The 17,602-nt window shown below is 67.7% G+C and carries 12 protein-coding genes; 1 reads left to right on the top strand and 11 read right to left on the bottom strand.

What is annotated here, in order from left to right; translation table 11 throughout:
* The first annotated feature begins 130 nt into the window (after positions 1 to 130).
* Positions 131 to 1,063: a helix-turn-helix transcriptional regulator gene (locus EC845_RS07150; protein WP_233597971.1), complete on the top strand. Its 933-nt coding sequence runs from the start codon at positions 131 to 133 to the stop codon at positions 1,061 to 1,063.
* A 10-nt stretch (positions 1,064 to 1,073) separates the two neighbouring features.
* On the opposite strand, the gene EC845_RS07145 is transcribed toward EC845_RS07150, so the two are convergent.
* The 11 genes from EC845_RS07145 to EC845_RS07100 form a co-directional block, all read right to left on the bottom strand.
* The gene (locus EC845_RS07145; RefSeq protein WP_123296652.1) at positions 1,074 to 3,581 is read right to left on the bottom strand and encodes a TonB-dependent siderophore receptor; all 2,508 of its coding nucleotides are present in this window, start codon (positions 3,579 to 3,581) and stop codon (positions 1,074 to 1,076) included.
* Positions 3,582 to 3,713: 132 nt separating this feature from the next.
* Positions 3,714 to 4,700 carry a FecR domain-containing protein gene (locus EC845_RS22110; RefSeq protein WP_158615650.1) on the bottom strand — a complete coding sequence of 329 codons (987 nt, stop codon included), beginning with the start codon at positions 4,698 to 4,700 and terminating at the stop codon, positions 3,714 to 3,716.
* A complete protein-coding gene (locus tag EC845_RS22340; RefSeq protein WP_123296650.1) occupies positions 4,697 to 5,233 on the bottom strand; it encodes a sigma-70 family RNA polymerase sigma factor in 537 nt (178 codons plus the stop codon). Before EC845_RS22340 ends, EC845_RS22110 begins: the two co-directional genes overlap by 4 nt.
* Before the next feature lie 243 nt (positions 5,234 to 5,476).
* Positions 5,477 to 6,394, bottom strand: coding sequence for a fumarylacetoacetate hydrolase family protein (locus tag EC845_RS07130; protein ID WP_123296648.1), 918 nt, complete (start codon positions 6,392 to 6,394; stop codon positions 5,477 to 5,479).
* Positions 6,395 to 6,416: 22 nt separating this feature from the next.
* Positions 6,417 to 7,136, bottom strand: a complete 720-nt coding sequence (gene slmA, locus EC845_RS07125; RefSeq protein ID WP_123296646.1) for a nucleoid occlusion factor SlmA — start codon at positions 7,134 to 7,136, stop codon at positions 6,417 to 6,419.
* 71 nt (positions 7,137 to 7,207) lie between these two features.
* Entirely contained in the window at positions 7,208 to 8,098 is an 891-nt protein-coding gene (gene argB / locus EC845_RS07120; RefSeq protein WP_123296644.1) for an acetylglutamate kinase, read from the bottom strand.
* 111 nt (positions 8,099 to 8,209) lie between these two features.
* Complete coding sequence (gene uvrA / locus EC845_RS07115; protein ID WP_123296642.1) at positions 8,210 to 13,981, bottom strand: excinuclease ABC subunit UvrA; 5,772 nt, start codon at positions 13,979 to 13,981, stop codon at positions 8,210 to 8,212.
* Positions 13,982 to 14,233: 252 nt separating this feature from the next.
* Entirely contained in the window at positions 14,234 to 14,368 is a 135-nt protein-coding gene (locus tag EC845_RS22750; protein WP_255416895.1) for a hypothetical protein, read from the bottom strand.
* Positions 14,369 to 14,455: 87 nt separating this feature from the next.
* On the bottom strand, positions 14,456 to 16,141 hold the full coding sequence (locus EC845_RS07110; RefSeq protein ID WP_123296640.1) for an MFS transporter: 1,686 nt from the start codon (positions 16,139 to 16,141) through the stop codon (positions 14,456 to 14,458).
* A gap of 254 nt (positions 16,142 to 16,395) precedes the next feature.
* Positions 16,396 to 16,908: a YbaK/EbsC family protein gene (locus tag EC845_RS07105; protein ID WP_123296638.1), complete on the bottom strand. Its 513-nt coding sequence runs from the start codon at positions 16,906 to 16,908 to the stop codon at positions 16,396 to 16,398.
* A gap of 88 nt (positions 16,909 to 16,996) precedes the next feature.
* Complete coding sequence (locus EC845_RS07100; protein ID WP_123296636.1) at positions 16,997 to 17,512, bottom strand: Lrp/AsnC family transcriptional regulator; 516 nt, start codon at positions 17,510 to 17,512, stop codon at positions 16,997 to 16,999.
* Positions 17,513 to 17,602: the final 90 nt, after the last annotated feature.

Below are 17,602 nucleotides of genomic sequence, written 5' to 3'. Positions count from 1 at the left end.
ATCCTAACCAGGTACCAGTTCTTTGTTATCCTGGTATAAAAACTATCAGGCAGCGCGTGCCCCCTGCCCCAGAACCTACCCACCGAACCCGAACATGCCACTGTCCGCTGCCCACCTCCCACGTTCCGACGTGTCCGCTTTCGCCGCCGGCGGCCTGGCCGAATCTTCTGCGGCCTTGCTGTCCGATGCCGTTCCGGCCCAGGCGCGCAACGAGGCGCTGGGTCTCTTCCTTCGCACGCGGCGCGAGAGCCTGGCACCTCAGCGCCTGGGTCTGCCCCGGGTGGGGCGGCGGCGCACGCCGGGACTGCGGCGCGAGGAAGTGGCGTTGCTGGCCGACGTCGGGGTCACCTGGTACACCTGGCTGGAACAGGGCCGCGCCATCCAGCCGTCGGTCCGCGCGCTGTCGGCCATCGCCCAGGCATTGCAGTGCAGTGCAGCGGAAACCCGGCACCTGTTTTCACTGGCGGGGCTGGCCCTGCCCGAAGCGGACGCGGCACCGGTCTGCGTGCGCCCGTCGGCCAGCACCGAGGCGCTGCTGCATCAGCTCGGCCCCTACCCCGCCCTGGTGCAGAACGCCAGACTGGATCTGGTGGGCTTCAACGACGCCTATTGCCGCCTGGTGAACGTCGATCTGCACGCGGTGCCCGAAGCCGACCGCAACTGCCTGTACCTGGCGTTGACCGATGCCAACTGGCGGGCCTGCATCGGCGACTGGGATGCGGCGTTGCCCCGCATGGTCGCGTACTTCCGTGCCGCGATGGGCGAGCATGTGGGCGAGCCCGAATGGGAGGCGCTGCTCGCCCGCTACATGGCGGTCTCGGCCGAGTTTCGCCGGATCTGGCAGCGCTACGAGGTGCTCGGCATCGAAAACCAGGCCAAGCGTTTCATCCATCCGGTCGAAGGCGAACTGTTGCTGCAGCAGACCAACTGGTGGTCGGCGCCGCGCAATGGCGACCGGCTGGTGGTCTATACCCCGGCCAGCGACGCCGTGGCAGACGCCCTGGCGCGCATGGCCCGTCAGGGCGGGCTGACGGTGCCGTCATCCGCCCGCGCCGGCGCTTGAGCCGCCGGGCTCAGAAACGATAGGTTGCGGCCAGCCGCACGTCGCGTTCATAACCGATCACACAGAAGTCGGCCCCGCCGCGCATCACGTTGCATTGCGTGCGATACCGCTTGTCGAACAGGTTGCTGACGTTGAGCGCCAGCCGCCAGGGACCGGTGTCGTAGGCGACCAGCGCATCGAACAGCGTGTAGCCGTCGTTGCGCGGCGTCTCGACGCCTGCCATCGGAACGTCGCCGGGCGCGCTGGAGATGTAGCGCACGCCCAGCCCCCACTCCCAGTCGCCCTGGCGGTACTTGCCCCAGGCCGAAGCGGCATGCCGCGGCGCCGAAGGCCGCTGCGAACCGACCTCCAGTGCGGTGTTGCTGCGCCGCGTGACGGCATCGAGGTAGGCATAGGACGCGATGGCCGAAAAACCGCCACCGAGGTCGCCGCTGCCCTGCAATTCCAGCCCGCGGCTGCGGATCTCGCCGGTCTGGACGTTGAAGCGCGGATCCTCGCGCGAGGGCGTCTGCACGTTGCGTTTGCTGAGGTCGAACACGGCTGCGCTGAGCGTGTAGCCGGCATGGGCCGGTGCGTAACGCACGCCGGCCTCGAGCTGGCGGCCGGTCTCGGGCTCGAAAGGCCGGCCTTCGGCGTCGGTGGCCGTGGCCGTCGACAGGGGCGGCTGGAAGGACGTGCTGAAGCTGGCATACGGCGCCCAGCCGTTGTCGGCCAGGTAGACCAGTCCGGCCCGCCCCGTGAAGGCCTCGTCGCGGCGACGGACGGGGGTGCTGGAGAACGCCGCGTCGGCGGTGGCACGCGCCTCGTAGGCGCTGTCGGTGCGGGCCCAGTCGTAGCGTCCGCCCAGGCTCAACACCCAACGCCGGTCGAACTTGATCTGGTCCTGCACGTACAGGCCGACCTGCGAGACCTTCGCCAGCGTGCGGTCGGCCAGGAAGTTGTCGCCCCAGGCCGGCGCGATGTAGACCGGATCGACGATGTCCAGCGGTGCCACGGCGCCATTGAGCGAATGGATGCGCAGATCGAGCCTGGAGCGGTAGTAGTCCATGCCGACGACGATCTGCTGCTCCAGGCGGCCGCTGCTCAGGCGCCATTCGGCCTGGTTGTCGAGCACCCAGGTCTGCTCGCTGTCGGGACGCACCATGGCCAGGCGGTTCATGCTGCGCAAATCCGGGCGCAGGCCGCGGTTGCGCATCTCGTGGCGCAGGTTTTCGCCGTCGAGGTAACGCAGGTTCTGGCGGACACGGAAGGCGTCAGAGAACTCGTGCTCGAACAGGTAGCCGACCGTCGTGCTGCGCTTGCGGTGGAAAGAGCCGGGGCCATTCACGTTGATGCTGTCGTCGGCTTCGCCGAACGGCGTCTCGCGCCAATAGGGAATCGCAAAGCCGGTCTCGTCTTTCTGATACTGGGCCAGCAGCGTCAACGACGTCCGTTCGCCCTGGAAGGTGAGGGCCGGGGCCACGAACGTGCGGTCGCTGCGCAGGCCGTCCCACTGGGTTCCGGCCTTGCGCTGGAGCACCGTCAAGCGGCCCAGCAGCGTTCCCTGCTCGTTGAGCGCGCCGCCCACGTCGGCAGTCGCCTGGCGCCGCTGGTGGCTGCCGAATTCCACGCCGACTTCGTTGCGCTGGCCGGCGCGGGGCCGTTTGGTCACGGCATTGACGATGCCGCCCGGAGCCGCCTGGCCATAGATGACCGAGGCCGGCCCATGCACGACCTCGAGCCGCTCCAGCCCATAGGGTTCCAGGTTGGTCATGAAACCGTTCTGGATGAGGCGCATGCCGTCGCGGTACAGGCCCGTGCCGGTCAGGAAAATGCCGCGCACGGCAAGATCGTCGTCGGTGATGCCGTAGTCCAGCGGCCGCACGCCTGCGGTATAGCGCACGGCTTCGTTGACCGACGCGGCCGCCTGGTCGCGCATCTGCTCGGCCCCGATGGTGGAAACGGTCTGCGGGATCTCGGCCACCGCCACATCCATCTTCGAGGCCGCTGCGCTGCGGGTCGCCCGGTAGCCCTGGATCGGGCCCAAAGCCGCTTCACGGCTGGCCATGACCGTCACCGCGGGCAGCGAGACGTCGCGCCGGGAGCCGACGGTGGCGGCACGGCGCAGCGCATAGCTGCCGCCGGACTGGCGCACGGCCTCGAGCCCGGCGTCGGCCAGCAGCCGGGCCAATCCCTCCTCGACGCCGTAACGTCCCGTCAAGCCCGGGCTGGTGCGCCCGGCCGTGAGGTTGGCGTCGATCACCAGCAGAATGCCGGCCTGTGCGGCGTACTGGTTGAGCGCCTGGTCCAGCGTTCCCGCACCGACGCGGTACTCGCTCGGGCTCGCCGCAGTCGGCGCGCCGGCCGGCGAAGCGGCCTGCTGTGCACCGGCAGTGCCCGCCCCGGCTGCGAGCGCACCGGCCAGGCCGGTCGCCAGCCAGGTGTGGCGCCAGGGTGTGGCCGGGGCGGCTGCACGGCCCCGCGGTTCGCCGTGCCGGCGGCGGCCGGCGCTGTCTTGATGGTTGTCGGATCGACGCATATCCTCGCTCTCCATGCTGTGTAGAAACAGGCGCCCGCAAGGGGCTCTTACCTGTATCCCGGACGAAGCGCAGAAAGTGCTACCGCAGCGGATGCCGGTCCGCTATCGGCGCAGAGCGGCCCCGGCCGTGAATCAGCCCGGCCTTGCACCGATCCAGACCCCATAACGTGTGACATAACGGATCTGGATGGGGAGTGCCTGGGCCAGCGCCTGCAGCACACGATCGGTGTCGTCGAGCGGAAAGACCCCCGAGACCCGCAGCCCGGCGATCGCGTCGTCCCACAGCAGCAGTCCCGGGCGATAGACGCGCAGCGCGGCCAGCAGGTCGGCCAGGGCCATGCGCTCGGCCACCAGTTGGCGGCGTGTCCAGGCCAGCTCGCCCTCGTCCAGCCCATGCGGTCCGGTCACCCCCCGGGCATCGAACACGGCCTGCTGGCGCGATGCGACATGCACCGGCTCGCCTGCCGACGCGGACGGCCGCAGCATCACCGCCCCTTCGAGCACGGCCACCTGCGTATCGCCGGACCGCACACGCACGGCAAACACGGTGCCCAGCGCCTGGACCTGGCCATGCTGCGTCGCCACACGCAAGGGCCGGTCGCGGCCGGCGGCGTCGGGCGCAGTGCGGATCCGAATCGCCCCTGCATGCAGGCGCAGCAGGCGTTCGGCGGGACCGTATTCGATGTCCAGCGCGCTGCCGGCATCCAGCAGGACACGCGAGCCGTCGGCCAGTGCGAGCTCGCGCCATTCGCCCGTTCCCGTGCGCACGTCGGCCAGCACGGCGCGTCCGGGCTGCGTGCGCGAGGCGGTCCACGCCAGACCCAGCACGCCGCCCAGCCCGGCCAGTTGCAGCAGTTGCCGGCGGGCGGGGCTGCGTGTGCGGGCGTGCTTGAGCGGCGCCGCTGCCGAGGCCGGCAGCGCCTGCAGTCCGCGCAGGCGCCGGTCCATGGCCTGCACTTTCTGCCAGGCCGACTCGTGGTCGGGGTGGGCCTGGCGCCAGTGATGCAAACGGGTCAGCTCATCGGCCGAGGCCTCGCCGGACCAGACGGTCACCAGCCATTCCAGGGCCTGCTCATGCGCCTGCGCTGCACGATTCCCAGCCGACGGAGCGGCCGTCACCGGCCGCCCTCCTCGTCCAGCGCGGCAAAGCAGGCCTGGGCGGCGCGGAGCATGTATTTGCGGATGGCACCGACCGACAGGCCGAGGTGCAAGGCAATGGCGCTGTAGGTCCAGCCGTCGAGCTGCGACAGCAGGAAGGCTTCCCGCACACGTGCCGGCAGCGACTGCAAGGCGGCATCGACGCGCATCAAGGTCTCGACCACGATGGCCTGGTCCTCCAGCGACGGCACCTGAGCCATGGGCAGGACAGCCAGTGCATCGAGGTAAGCCTGCTCGAGCAGACGCCGGCGATGGAGATCGACGACCAGGCCCTTGGCCACCTGCATCAGGTAGGCGCGGGATTGCGGTGGCTGCGGCAAGCGGCCCGACACCAGCAGCCGCACATAGACGTTGTGGGCCAGATCGGCGGCGTCGCACGCGTCGTTGAGACGCCGGCGCAACCAGCCCACCAGCCAGCCGTGGTGATCGACATACAGCGTGTGCACGTCCTGGCTGGACGCCTCGCGGGTCAAGGCCGCGTCATTGACGGTCATGGTCGAGCCGGCTCCTGGGCACTGTCAGGCCATACAAATGAGGTGGATTCGCAAGATGCTTCTTATTCTTATTTTAAGACGAATCGTTGCCGGTGCTCGACATTCCCCATCGGCAGGCGGGTCAACCGTCCTGCTCCGGCAACAGGGCGGCAGACGGCACGCCCAAGCCGCCGCTGCGGCCGACGGCGGTCAACGGCGATCGAGCGGGGCCGGCCGGTCGCCGCCGCGGGAGAACGGCTGGAATCAGCCCTTGGCGGGAGCGGAAGCGCTGCGGCTCGTTCGAACCGCCTTGGCGGCCACTGCCCGGCCTGCGGGCTTCGCGAACGGCACGACCTCTTGCCGCTGCTCGCCCAGTCCGGTGATGCCCAACGTCATGACATCGCCCTGGCGCAGGTACTGCGGCGGCTTCATGCCCATGCCGACGCCGGGCGGCGTGCCGGTGGTGACGATGTCGCCGGGCTCCAGCGTCATGAAACGGCTCACGTAGCTCACCAGCTTGGCGACGCTGAAAATCATGGTGCGGGTGTTGCCCGACTGCCGGCGCTGTCCGTTGACATCGAGCCAGGCCTCCAGGCGCTGCGGCTCGGGCAGCTCGTCCCGCGTGACCAGCCAGGGGCCGATCGGACCGAAGGTGTCGCAGCCCTTGCCCTTGTCCCAGGTGCCGCCGCGTTCGATCTGGAACTCGCGCTCGCTCACGTCGTTGACCAGCACATAACCGGCGACGTGCGACAGCGCATCTTTCTGCGTCACGTGGCTGGCCCGGGTGCCGATGACCACACCCAGTTCCACCTCCCAGTCGGTCTTGACCGAGCCCTTGGGCAGCATCACCGGGTCGTTCGGGCCCTGGATGCAGCTGGTGGCCTTGAGAAAGACGATGGGTTCCTGGGGAATCGGCAGGCCGGACTCGATGGCGTGGTCGCGGTAGTTCAGGCCGATCGCCACGAACTTGCCCACGCCCGTCACCGGGGCGCCCAGGCGCGGCTTGCCACGCACCAGGGGCAGCGACTCGACCTTGCGTTTGCTCAGGCTCGCCAGGGCCTTGTCGCTCAGTTGGCCGGGGCCGATATCCGGCCACAGGGCGCTGAGGTCGCGCAAGCGCCCTTCGGCGTCGATGAGACCGGGTCTTTCCTTGCCGGGAGCGCCGTAGCGGACGAGTTTCATGGCAGCACGCTTTCTTGCAGGGTCAACGGGACAGGAGGACCAGGCTCTCGGCGAGATGGTCGGTGGGGCGCAGGCGAAAACCCGAGCGCACGAAACGCTGCAGGCGTCCGACCGCAAAGGCGGCCATCACGCCCGACTGGATCGCAGCCTGGGCCGTGGGCGCCGGATCGCCGGCCGCCAGAAAACGGTCGCGCAGGGCCTGGCGCAGCGCCGCCTCGATCTTGTCGAAGAACTGGTTCATGCGTGCCTGCAGCCGCTCGTTCTCGTAGACCAGGGCATCTCCGACCATGACGCGTGTCATGCCGGGATTGGTCTCGCCGAACTGCAGCAGCAGGGCGACCATCTGGGGCGCCACGGCGTCGGCGGCCATCTCGCCGGCCTCCACCCGCTGGTGCAACTGGCCGACGAGCGTGAAGACCGACTGTTCGATGAAGTCGATCAGCCCCTCGAACATCTGCGCCTTGCTGGCGAAGTGGCGGTAGAGGGCGGCTTCGCTCACGCCCAGCCGCGCGGCCAGGGCCGCCGTGGTGATGCGTTCGGGATGCGGCTGCTCGAGCATGGCCGCCAGGGCCTGCAGGATCTGAGCCCGGCGTTCACCGGGCTTGGGACGCCGCCTTGACGGGTCTTCGGACTCGGCGGCCGGCGCAGACGGGGGCGACGCGTCGGCCCCGTGCCTCGAAAGTCCGTTCGGGGCCGGCTCGTCGAGGGCCGGGTGGGGAGTGGCGGGCAAGTGCTCCGTCATCGCATGGTTCTTTCTTCCTCCGACAGGAACGACGCAGTCGCGCTGTGGCGCGTGCAGGCAGCCGGGATGGCTCAGTGCGAGCGGATCATGGTGCCGTAGGCCTGATCGGTCAGGATCTCGAGCAGCATGGCATGCGGCACGCGGCCGTCGACGATGTGCACGGAGTTCACACCGCTCTTGGCCGCATCGATCGCGCCGGCCAGCTTGGGCAGCATGCCGCCCGAGATGGTGCCGTCGGCGATGAGCTCGTCGATCTCGCGCGAGGTCAGTTGCGTCAGCAACTGGCCCGCCTTGTCGAGCACGCCGGGGATGTTGGTGAGCATCATCAGCTTTTCGGCCTTGAGCACCGTCGCCAGCTTGCTGGCCACGACGTCGGCGTTGATGTTGTAGCTCTCGTTGTCCTCGCCGAAGCCCAAGGGGCTGATCACCGGGATGAAGGCATCGTCCTGCAGGGCCTGGACCACGCTGGGGTCGATGGAGACGATGTCGCCCACCTGGCCGACGTCGTGTTCCTTGTTGGGGTCGTCCTTGTCGAGCAGCTTGAGCTTGCGCGCACGGATCAGGCCGCCGTCGCGGCCGGTCAGGCCCACGGCCTTGCCGCCGGCCTGGTTGATCAGGCCCACGATGTCCTGCTGCACCTCGCCGGCCAGCACCCATTCGACCACTTCCATGGTTTCGGCGTCGGTCACGCGCATGCCCTGCACGAACTGGCCCTGCTTGCCCAGGCGCTTGAGGGCGGTCTCGATCTGCGGTCCGCCGCCATGCACCACGACAGGATTCATGCCCACGAGCTTGAGCAGCACCACGTCTTCGGCGAAATCGGCCTGCAGCGCAGGATCGGTCATGGCGTTTCCGCCGTACTTGATGACGATGGTCTTGCCGTGGAACTTTCGGATGTAAGGCAGTGCCTGGGCCAGGATTTCCGCCTTGTCCCGCGGCGCGATCAACGTGGTGTCGGTCATGTCGAGTCCGTGTGGTCAGTCAAAAAAACAATGCGCGCATTGTGCACCAGCCCGGCCCTGCGAACCCTCTCAAAGTTTTTCGGGGGTGCGCAGGGCCGGTATGGCCGGCTGTCATCGGCCCGTCACGGCCGCGCCATGGCGCGCCAGTACGGGTGCCAACGCCACGCCGGTGTGGGTGCCCAGCTGCACCACACGCTCGGGCGTCGTGGCCGCGACCACCTCGCCGCCGTGCTTGCCGCCGTTGGGGCCGAGATCGATGATCCAGTCGGCTTCGGCGATGACGTCCAGATCGTGCTCGATGACGACCACGCTGTGGCCGCCGTCGACCAGCCGGTGCAGAACATGGATGAGTTTCTCCACGTCGGCCATGTGCAGGCCGACGGTGGGCTCGTCGAGCACGTAGAGCGTGTGCGGCACCTTGTTGCCGCGCCGGGTGACGTCGTCGCGCACCTTCGACAGCTCGGTCACCAGCTTGATGCGCTGGGCTTCGCCGCCCGACAGCGTGGGCGACGGCTGGCCCAGGGTCAGGTATCCCAGTCCCACGTCCTTGAGCAACTGCAACGGATGGCCGATGGCGGGCATGCTGGCGAAGAACTCGACGGCCTCGTCGACCTCCATCTGCAGCACCTCGCCGATGCTCTTGCCGCGCCAGGTCACGGCCAGGGTCTCGCCGTTGAACCGTGCGCCGTGGCAGACGTCGCAGGGCACCTTCACGTCGGGCAGGAAACTCATCTCGATGGTGCGCACGCCTGCGCCCTCGCAGGCCGGGCAGCGGCCGTCGCCGGTGTTGAACGAGAAACGGCCGGCGGCATAACCGCGGGCCTTGGCCTCGAGCGTCTCGGCAAACAGCTTGCGGATGGTGTCCCAGAAACCGATGTAGGTCGCCGGGCAGCTGCGCGGCGTCTTGCCGATCGGCGTCTGGTCGACCTCGAGCACCCGGTCGACCACCTGGTAGCCGTCGAGCGCCGAGCAGCCCGTCCATTGCGGGTGGCGTCCGGCATCGTCGGCTTCGCGGCCGGCCTTGGTGGTGCGTTGCGACACCGCCGCATGCACGTTGGTCAGCAGCACATCCCGGGCCAGCGTGGACTTGCCCGAACCCGACACGCCCGTCACCGCGACCAGCCGCCGCAGCGGCACCTGCACGTTGACCTGCCGCAGGTTGTGCAGCGAGGCGCCGCGCAGCGACAGCCACTGCACGGCATGGTCGCCCTTCATCGCCACCTCGCGGCGCGCGTGCAGCGGATGCTGGATGGGGCGGGCCAGATAGCGGCCGGTCAACGAGTCGGCATCGGCCATGAGTTCGGCGACCGTCCCCTGGGCCACCACGCGTCCGCCGCGCTTGCCGGCGCCGGGCCCGATGTCGATGACATGGTCGGCGCGCCGGATGGTGTCCTCGTCATGCTCGACCACCACCAGCGTGTTGCCCTTTTCGCTGAGGGTATGCAGGGCCTTGAGCAGGATCTGGTTGTCGCGGGCATGCAGGCCGATGGTCGGCTCGTCGAGCACGTAGCACACGCCCTGCAGGTTGCTGCCCAGTTGCGCGGCCAGCCGGATGCGCTGGGCCTCGCCGCCCGACAGCGTGGGCGCGCCGCGATCCAGCGTGAGGTAGCCCAGGCCGACTTCACGCAGGAAGGACAGCCGGGCCGCGATCTCGGGCACCAGGTCGCGTGCAATACCGGCTTCACGGCCCGCCAGGGCCAGGCCATCCACCCAGGCCTGGATGTCGTCGACCGACAACTGGGCCACATCGGTGATGGACTGTTCCTGGAAGACCACGGCGCGTGCCGTGGCGTTGAGCCGCGTGCCGTTGCAGCCCGGGCAGGTCTCCTCGCCCACGCCTTCGACTTCGGGCTCGGCGAAGCTCTGCTCGCGGCCGCGATCCTTGTCGTCGATGACGGAGTCGTCGTAGGCCTTGCGCTGATCCTTGTCGAGGCGCACGCCGGTGCCCACGCAGTCGGGGCACCAGCCGTGCTTGCTGTTGTACGAGAACATGCGCGGATCCAGCTCGGGGTAGCTGGTGGCACACACGGGACAGGCGCGCTGGGTCGAGAAGACCTCGATGCGGCCCAGGCCGCTGCCGGAGCCGCCTTGCGCCATGTCGGCCCGCAGGCCGTCGAGCGGCGCCAGCACATGAACGACGCCCTTGCCCAGCTCGATGGCGCGCGCCAGCTGTGCGCGCAGCAGCGCCTCGCCGGCCGCATTCACCATCAGGTCGGCCACGGGCAGTTCGATGGTGTGTTCCTTGAAACGATCGATGCGCGGGAAACCGGTGGTGGGCAGGAACTCGCCGTCGACGCGCAGGTGGGTGTAGCCGCGCGGCCGCGCCCAGTCCGCGAGTTCGGTGTAGACGCCCTTGCGGTTGACGACCAGCGGTGCCAGCAGCCCGATGTGCTGGCCCTTGTAGCGCTTGAGCAACTGGGCCGCGATGCTGTCGGCGGTCTGCGGCTGCACGGCCGCACCGTCGTGGATGCAGTGCTGCACGCCGAGCTTGACGTACAGCAGGCGCAGGAAATGCCAGACCTCGGTGGTGGTGCCCACGGTGGACTTGCGCCCGCCCCGGCTCAGCCGCTGTTCGATGGCGACGGTGGGCGGAATGCCGTGCACGGCATCGACCTCGGGGCGCCCGGCCGGCTGCACGATGGAGCGGGCATAGGCATTGAGCGATTCGAGGTAACGCCGCTGCCCTTCGTTGAAGAGGATGTCGAAGGCCAGCGTCGACTTGCCCGAACCCGAAACCCCGGTGACCACCGTGAACTTGCCGCGCGGGATGTCGACGGACAGCGACTTGAGGTTGTGCTCGCGCGCATTGACGATCTGGATGTGCTCGGAGAAGGTCTTCTTGCCGCGGTTGAGCGGTACCGAGCGGTCTTCGGCGCCATCGACGGCCACCGCATAGGTCGCCGTGCGTTCGTGCACGGCCGCTGCCGGTGCGTCGACGATGCCCATCACCACGTCGTAGTCGCGCAGCGCCTGCGCGGTGTGCGAGCTGGCGTGGCGGCGCACCTCCTCGGGGCTGCCCTGGGCCACGATCAGGCCGCCGGCCTCGCCGCCCTCGGGCCCCAGGTCGATGAGCCAGTCGGCGGCGCGGATCACATCGAGGTTGTGCTCGATCACGACCAGCGAATGACCGGCCTCGAGCAGCCGGCGCAGGGCCCGCATGAGCTTGGCGATGTCGTCGAAGTGCAGCCCCGTGGTCGGCTCGTCGAACAGGAACAGCGTGCCCTTGCGCGCCACGGGCTGGCGGCTGGAGCTGCCGGTCCGGGCGGCCTCGGCCAGGAAACCGGCCAGCTTGAGACGCTGCGCCTCGCCGCCCGACAGCGTGGGCACGGGCTGGCCGAGCTTGACGTACTCGAGCCCGACGTCGACGATGGGCTGCAGTGCCCGGATGACTTCCGGATCGCCTGCGAACAGCGTGGCTGCCTCGCTCACGGTCAGGCCCAGCACATCGGCCACGTTGAGCGAACGCCCCTGGCGTTCGATGTGGACCTCGAGCACCTCGGGCCGGTAGCGCTGGCCGTTGCAGTCCTGGCAGCGCAGGTAGACGTCCGAAAGGAACTGCATCTCCACGTGCTCGAAGCCCGAACCGCCGCAGGTCGGGCAACGGCCGTCGCCGCTGTTGAAGCTGAACTTGGCCGCGGTGTAGCCGCGCTCCCGCGACAGCGGGGCGCCGGCAAAGATCTCGCGCACGCCGTCCCAGGCGCCGACATAGCTGACCGGGTTGGAACGTGCCGTCTTGCCGATGGGCGACTGGTCGACATAGACCACGTCGGCCAGGTGATCGGCGCCCAGCAGCCGCTGGTGCCGGCCCGGCGATTCGGTGGCACGGCCGAAATGGCGCATCAGGGCCGGGGCCAGCACGTCCTGGATCAGGGTGGACTTGCCCGAACCCGAAACACCGGTGACCACGACCAGGCGCTGAAGCGGGAAATCGACGCTCACGTCGCGCAGGTTGTGCTCGCTCGCCCCTTCGAGGATGAGGCGGGGCGTGCTGTCCGTGACCATGCGCTTGATGCCCATGCTCACGTGCTTGCGCGCGCCCAGGTAGGCGCCGGTCAGCGTATCGGCGTGCTTGAGCGCCTGCGGCGTGCCGTCGAACACGATCTGGCCGCCGCGCTCGCCGGGACCGGGTCCCATGTCGATCATGCGGTCGGCAGCCAGCATCACGGCCGGGTCGTGCTCCACCACCACCAGCGTGTTGCCGGCGTCGCGCAGGCGGTGCATGGCCACGGTGATGCGGTTCATGTCGCGCGGATGCAGGCCGATGCTGGGCTCGTCGAGCACGAACAGCGTGTTGACCAGCGAGGTGCCCAGCGCGGTGGTGAGGTTGATGCGCTGAACCTCGCCGCCCGACAGCGTGCGGCTCTGCCGGTCGAGCGTGAGGTAACCGATGCCGACTTCGCACAGATAGCGCAGGCGGGTGCGGATCTCGTCGAGCACCAGGCGTGCGGCCTGCGCTTCGGCCTCGGTCAGGCTGGCCAGCGACAGGCCGTCGAAGAAACGCCGCAGCCGCTCCATGGGCAGCAGCATCAGGTCGTGCACGCACAGGCCGGGCAGCGCCTCGAGCTGGTCACGGCTCCAGTCCACGCCCTGCGGCATGAAGCGCTGGGCGGGCGGCAGCACGGCGTCGGCATCGGCCTGGCTGCCCATGCGCCACAGCAGCGCCTCGGTCTGCAGGCGGGCGCCGCCGCAGGTCTCGCAGGGGGTGTAGCTGCGGTACTTCGAGAGCAGCACCCGGATGTGCATCTTGTAGGTCTTGCTCTCGAGGTACTCGAAGAAACGTTTGACCCCGTACCACTGCTTGTTCCAGTTGCCCTTCCAGTTGGGCGACCCGTTGATGACCCAATGGCGCTGATCCGGCGTCAGCCGGGCCCAGGGGGTGTCGCGCGGAATGCCGGCGTCCTCGGCATAACGCAGCATGTCGTCCTGGCACTCCTTCCAGGCCGGGGTCTGGAAGGTCTTGATGGCGCCGTTGCGCAGCGTGAGTTTCTCGTTGGGAATGACCAGGCCGTAGTCCACCCCGATCACGCGGCCGAAACCGCGGCAGGCCGGGCAGGCGCCCTGCGCCGAATTGAACGAGAACAGCGACGGCTTGGGATCGGCATACCGGATGTCGGAATCGGGGCAATGCAACCCGGTCGAGAACCGCCACAGCTCGGGTTCGCCCTCGCCGTCGGCCGGCAGCACATAGACATTGAGCCGTCCGCTGCCGCGCCGAAGCGCCACCTCGATCGCCTCCATCACGCGGACCTGCTCGGCCGTGCCGGCGCGCAGGCGGTCGGCCACCACGTCGAGCAGCTTGTGAGGGCCGGCCGGCGTGGCGATCTCGCGTTCGGCCTGAACCCGCGTGTAGCCGCTGGCCGACAGCCACTGCGTGACTTCCTCGGCGGTGGTGCTGGCGGGCAGCTCGACGGGAAAGGTCAGCACCAGCCGCGGGTCGCCCTGGGCGGCGCTGCGCTCCAGCAGCGACTGGTAGATGCTGGCGGGTGTGTCGTGCCGCACCGGCTGGGCGGTGCGTCGATCGAACAGCTGCGCCGCACGCGCGAACAGCAGTTTCAGGTGATCGTTGAGCTCGGTCATCGTCCCCACCGTCGAGCGCGAGGAACGCACCGGATTGGTCTGGTCGATGGCAATCGCCGGCGGCACCCCTTCCACACGATCGACGGCAGGCTTGTCCATGCGGTCGAGGAACTGGCGCGCGTAGGCCGAGAAGGTCTCGACATAACGGCGCTGCCCCTCGGCATAGAGGGTGTCGAAGACCAGGCTGGACTTGCCCGAGCCCGAGGGTCCGGTGACCACCGTGAGCTCGCCGATGCGGATGTCCAGATCGATGTTCTTGAGGTTGTGCTGCCGTGCGCCGCGAATGCGGATGGAGCCTTGCGTCATGTCTGCCGCCCTTTGCTACGTGAGGGCAAACATTCTAGGACGGGGATGCCGAGCGGGTCGGCCGACAGCCTGTAGCCCTACGGCAGACTGGGTTTTTATACAGAACTGGATATTTATCCTGCATTCTGCGTTCACGGCAGGGGGCCATGAAAAAAGCCCGGAGCAGGTCCGGGCTTGGGAAATCGGAGGTCGATGCCTCCGCGCCGAGCGTTCGGCCGAACGGCTCGCGGCCGCCGCCGGGCCGCCGGCTGCTCAGGCCAGGTGTTGCCCGGCGGCCGTTGCCGCACCGTGCTTCTCGCCGGTGAGGTCGATGTTGCCGCCGGTGCTCATGAGCACATAGATGGCGATGGCCGCGAAGGCGATGAATCCGATGGCCAGTTTCACCATGGCACGCTCCTGTGATGTCGATGGAAGTCTAGAAAACCGATAAAGAGCGGGCCCCCGTTCTGCGGGGATCGGGGTACCCGCGGTGTATCAGTCGTTGGCGAAGATGTCGACGTCCTTGGTTTCCTTGAGGAAGAAGAGACCGATCACGAACGTTCCGAGCGCCACCACCACGGGGTACCACAGGCCGTAGTAGATGTCGCCCGTCGCCGCGATCATGGCAAAGGCCGTGGTGGGCAGCAGGCCGCCGAACCAGCCGTTGCCGATGTGATACGGCAGCGACATGGAGGTGTAGCGGATGCGGGTGGGGAACAGCTCGACCAGCGCCGCGGCAATCGGCCCGTAGACCATGGTCACCAGCAGCACCAGGAAGAACAGGATCAGCACCACCATGGGCATGTTCATGGTCGCCTTGTCGGCCTTGACCGTCAGGCCGGCTTCGCTGACCGTGCCCGTGACCTGCTTGCGGAAGGCGTCGATCTGTGCACGGCTTTCCGGGGCAAAGGCATTGCCGCGTTCGTTGAGACGGCCGGTCACCGAGGTCAGCACCTTGTCGCCGACGCGGATGGTGGCAGGCTGGCCCGCGGGTCCGTCGATCTTGGTGTAGGGCACGTAGCTGGTCACCAGGGCACGCTTGGCGATGTCGCACGAACTGGTGAAGTCGATCTCGCGGGCAATCGGGTTGCCCTGGAAGGTACATTCAGCCGGATCGGCCGTCACCACCACCTGCACGGTCTCGTGGGCCTTCTTCAGTGCCGGATTGGCGTAGCCCAGCAGCGCGGGAAAGACCGTGAAATAGGTCAGCGCAGCCAGCAGGCAGCCCGCCATGATCACCGTCTTGCGGCCGATGCGATCGGACAGCGAACCGAAGAACACAAAGAACGGCGTGCCCAGCAGCAGGGCCACGGCGATCAGCAGGTTGGCCGTGGTAGCGTCGACCTTGGCGATGCTGGTGATGAAGAACAGCGCGTAGAACTGGCCCGTGTACCAGACCACGGCCTGGCCGGCGGCGAGGCCGAGCAGCGCGATGATCACGATCTTCAGGTTGCGCCATTGGCCGAACGACTCCTTGAGCGGGGCCTTGGAGGTCTTGCCCTCGGCCTTCATCTTCTGGAAAGCGGGCGACTCGTTGAGCGTCAGGCGGATCCACACCGACACGCCCAGCAGCACGATGGAGAGCAGGAAGGGAATGCGCCAGCCCCAGGTCTCGAAGTTCTCGCCGGTGAACTGGCGCACCAGCAGGATCACGATGAGGGACAGGAACAGCCCGAGCGTGGCCGTGGTCTGGATCCAGGAGGTGTAGAACCCCCGGCGGCCCATCGGCGCGTGTTCGGCCACATAGGTGGCCGCACCGCCGTACTCGCCGCCCAGAGCCAGGCCCTGCAGCATGCGCAGCACGATCAGGATGATGGGCGCGACGATGCCGATGCTGTTGTAGTTGGGCAGGATGCCGACGATGAAGGTCGACGCGCCCATCAGCAGGATGGTGACCAGGAAGGTGTACTTGCGGCCGATCATGTCGCCGAGCCGGCCGAACACCAGAGCGCCGAACGGCCGCACCAGGAAGCCGGCGGCAAAGGCCAGCAGCGCGAAGATGTAGGCCGATGTCGGGTCGAGGCCCGAGAAGAACTGCACGGCGATGATGGCCGCCAGCGAACCATAGAGGTAAAAGTCGTACCACTCGAACACCGTGCCGAGCGAAGAGGCAAAAATGACCTTTCGCTCCTCCGGCGTCATGGGGCGCGGAGTCGCCCGTCCAGCCACAACAGTCGCCATGATCCTGTCTCCTTCATATTGTTGCCACGGGCACGAATGGACCGTGTTGAACGCACTATGTGGACAAGGGCTGACCGAAGTCTGACGGATCGCTGAACGTTGGCTTACAAGTTCGGGACTAACCCGGACTTTTCATTTCACGATGCGGATAAATCACGGTTTCCAGCACCGGACAAGGGTAAGTCCCAGTACTGGATTTACGCTGAAATTCGCCATCCCTCGGATCCGGACGGCGCATTCACAAGCCGAGAACTTCAGGCGGCCCGCACCACCACGTCGGCCACGGGGGCCTGGGTGAGCGTCGCGAGCTCGCCGGGCGTCAGGGCAAACACGGCATGCGGATGGCCTGCGGCGGCCCAGATCTGCTCGAAACGCGAGAGATCCTGGTCGATCAGCGTGGCCACTGCCGTGGCATGGGCCACCGGCGACACGCCGCCGATCGAGAACCCGGTAGCGGCCTTGACGAAGGCGGCATCGGCGCGGCCCAGCGTCTGTCCTTCGGCACAGACCAGCGGCGCGACCTTGTTCTCGTCGACGCGGCGGTCGCCCGAAGTCACGACCAGCACGGCCACATCGTCGGGCAGGCGCCGGAAGATGATGCTCTTGGCGATCTGGCCGACCTCAATGCCCAGCGCATCGGCAGCCTGCTGCGCCGTTCGCGCGGAGTCGGCCAGCATGACCGGCATCTGGCCGTGGCCGCGTTCGGAGAGGTAGGCCGCCACGCGCTGTGCGCCGGCGGGCAAGGCAATCAATTCGGAACCACACATGGTCAGGGATCTCGCAGAAACAAAAACGACAAAGGCGGGCCACACACGGCAACCCTGCCAGCGGTGCCCGTGAGCGGGCAGGCTCGCGTCACAGGGGCAGATGGGTCGTGGACAACACTTCCTTGAGCACCATGAAGGTGCGGATCTGGCGGACCCCGGGCAGGTAGAGCAGTTGTTCGGCGTGCAGCCGGTTGAAGCTCTCATTGTCGCGCGTGCGCAGCATCATCACGTAGTCGAACTCGCCGGTGACCACATGGCATTCGAGACAACCCGACACCTTCTGCACGGCTTTCTCGAAATCGGCGAACGAATCCGGCGTCGAGCGGTCGAGCACCACGCCGATCATGACCAGCGTGCCGAGGTCGAGCGCCTTGGGGTTGAGCAGCGCCACGGTGGCGCGGATGAGCCCGAGCTTGCGCAGGCGTTCGACCCGCCGCAGGCAGGCCGGTGCGCTCAGGTTGACCTTGTCGGCCAGCGCCACGTTCGACAGGGACGCATCGCGCTGGAGCAAGCGCAGGATGGATTTGTCGGTGCGATCCAGCGTCTCGGGGCCCACTGCGGAATCGACACTCTTGTCATGCAATTTAATTTCTCTTTTGACCATTTTCAGACAATCAATATCGCAACATTCAATTCATTGCCCTCGATGATTAATCAGAACACACAAAAAACGCAACCCTGTTACGCGGCCATT

The sequence above is a fragment of the Comamonas sp. BIGb0124 genome (genome assembly GCF_003752175.1).
Classification (GTDB): domain Bacteria; phylum Pseudomonadota; class Gammaproteobacteria; order Burkholderiales; family Burkholderiaceae_C; genus Comamonas_F.
The sequence above is the reverse complement of the archived record's forward strand: the minus strand, read 5'-3'. Positions and strand labels throughout refer to the sequence as shown.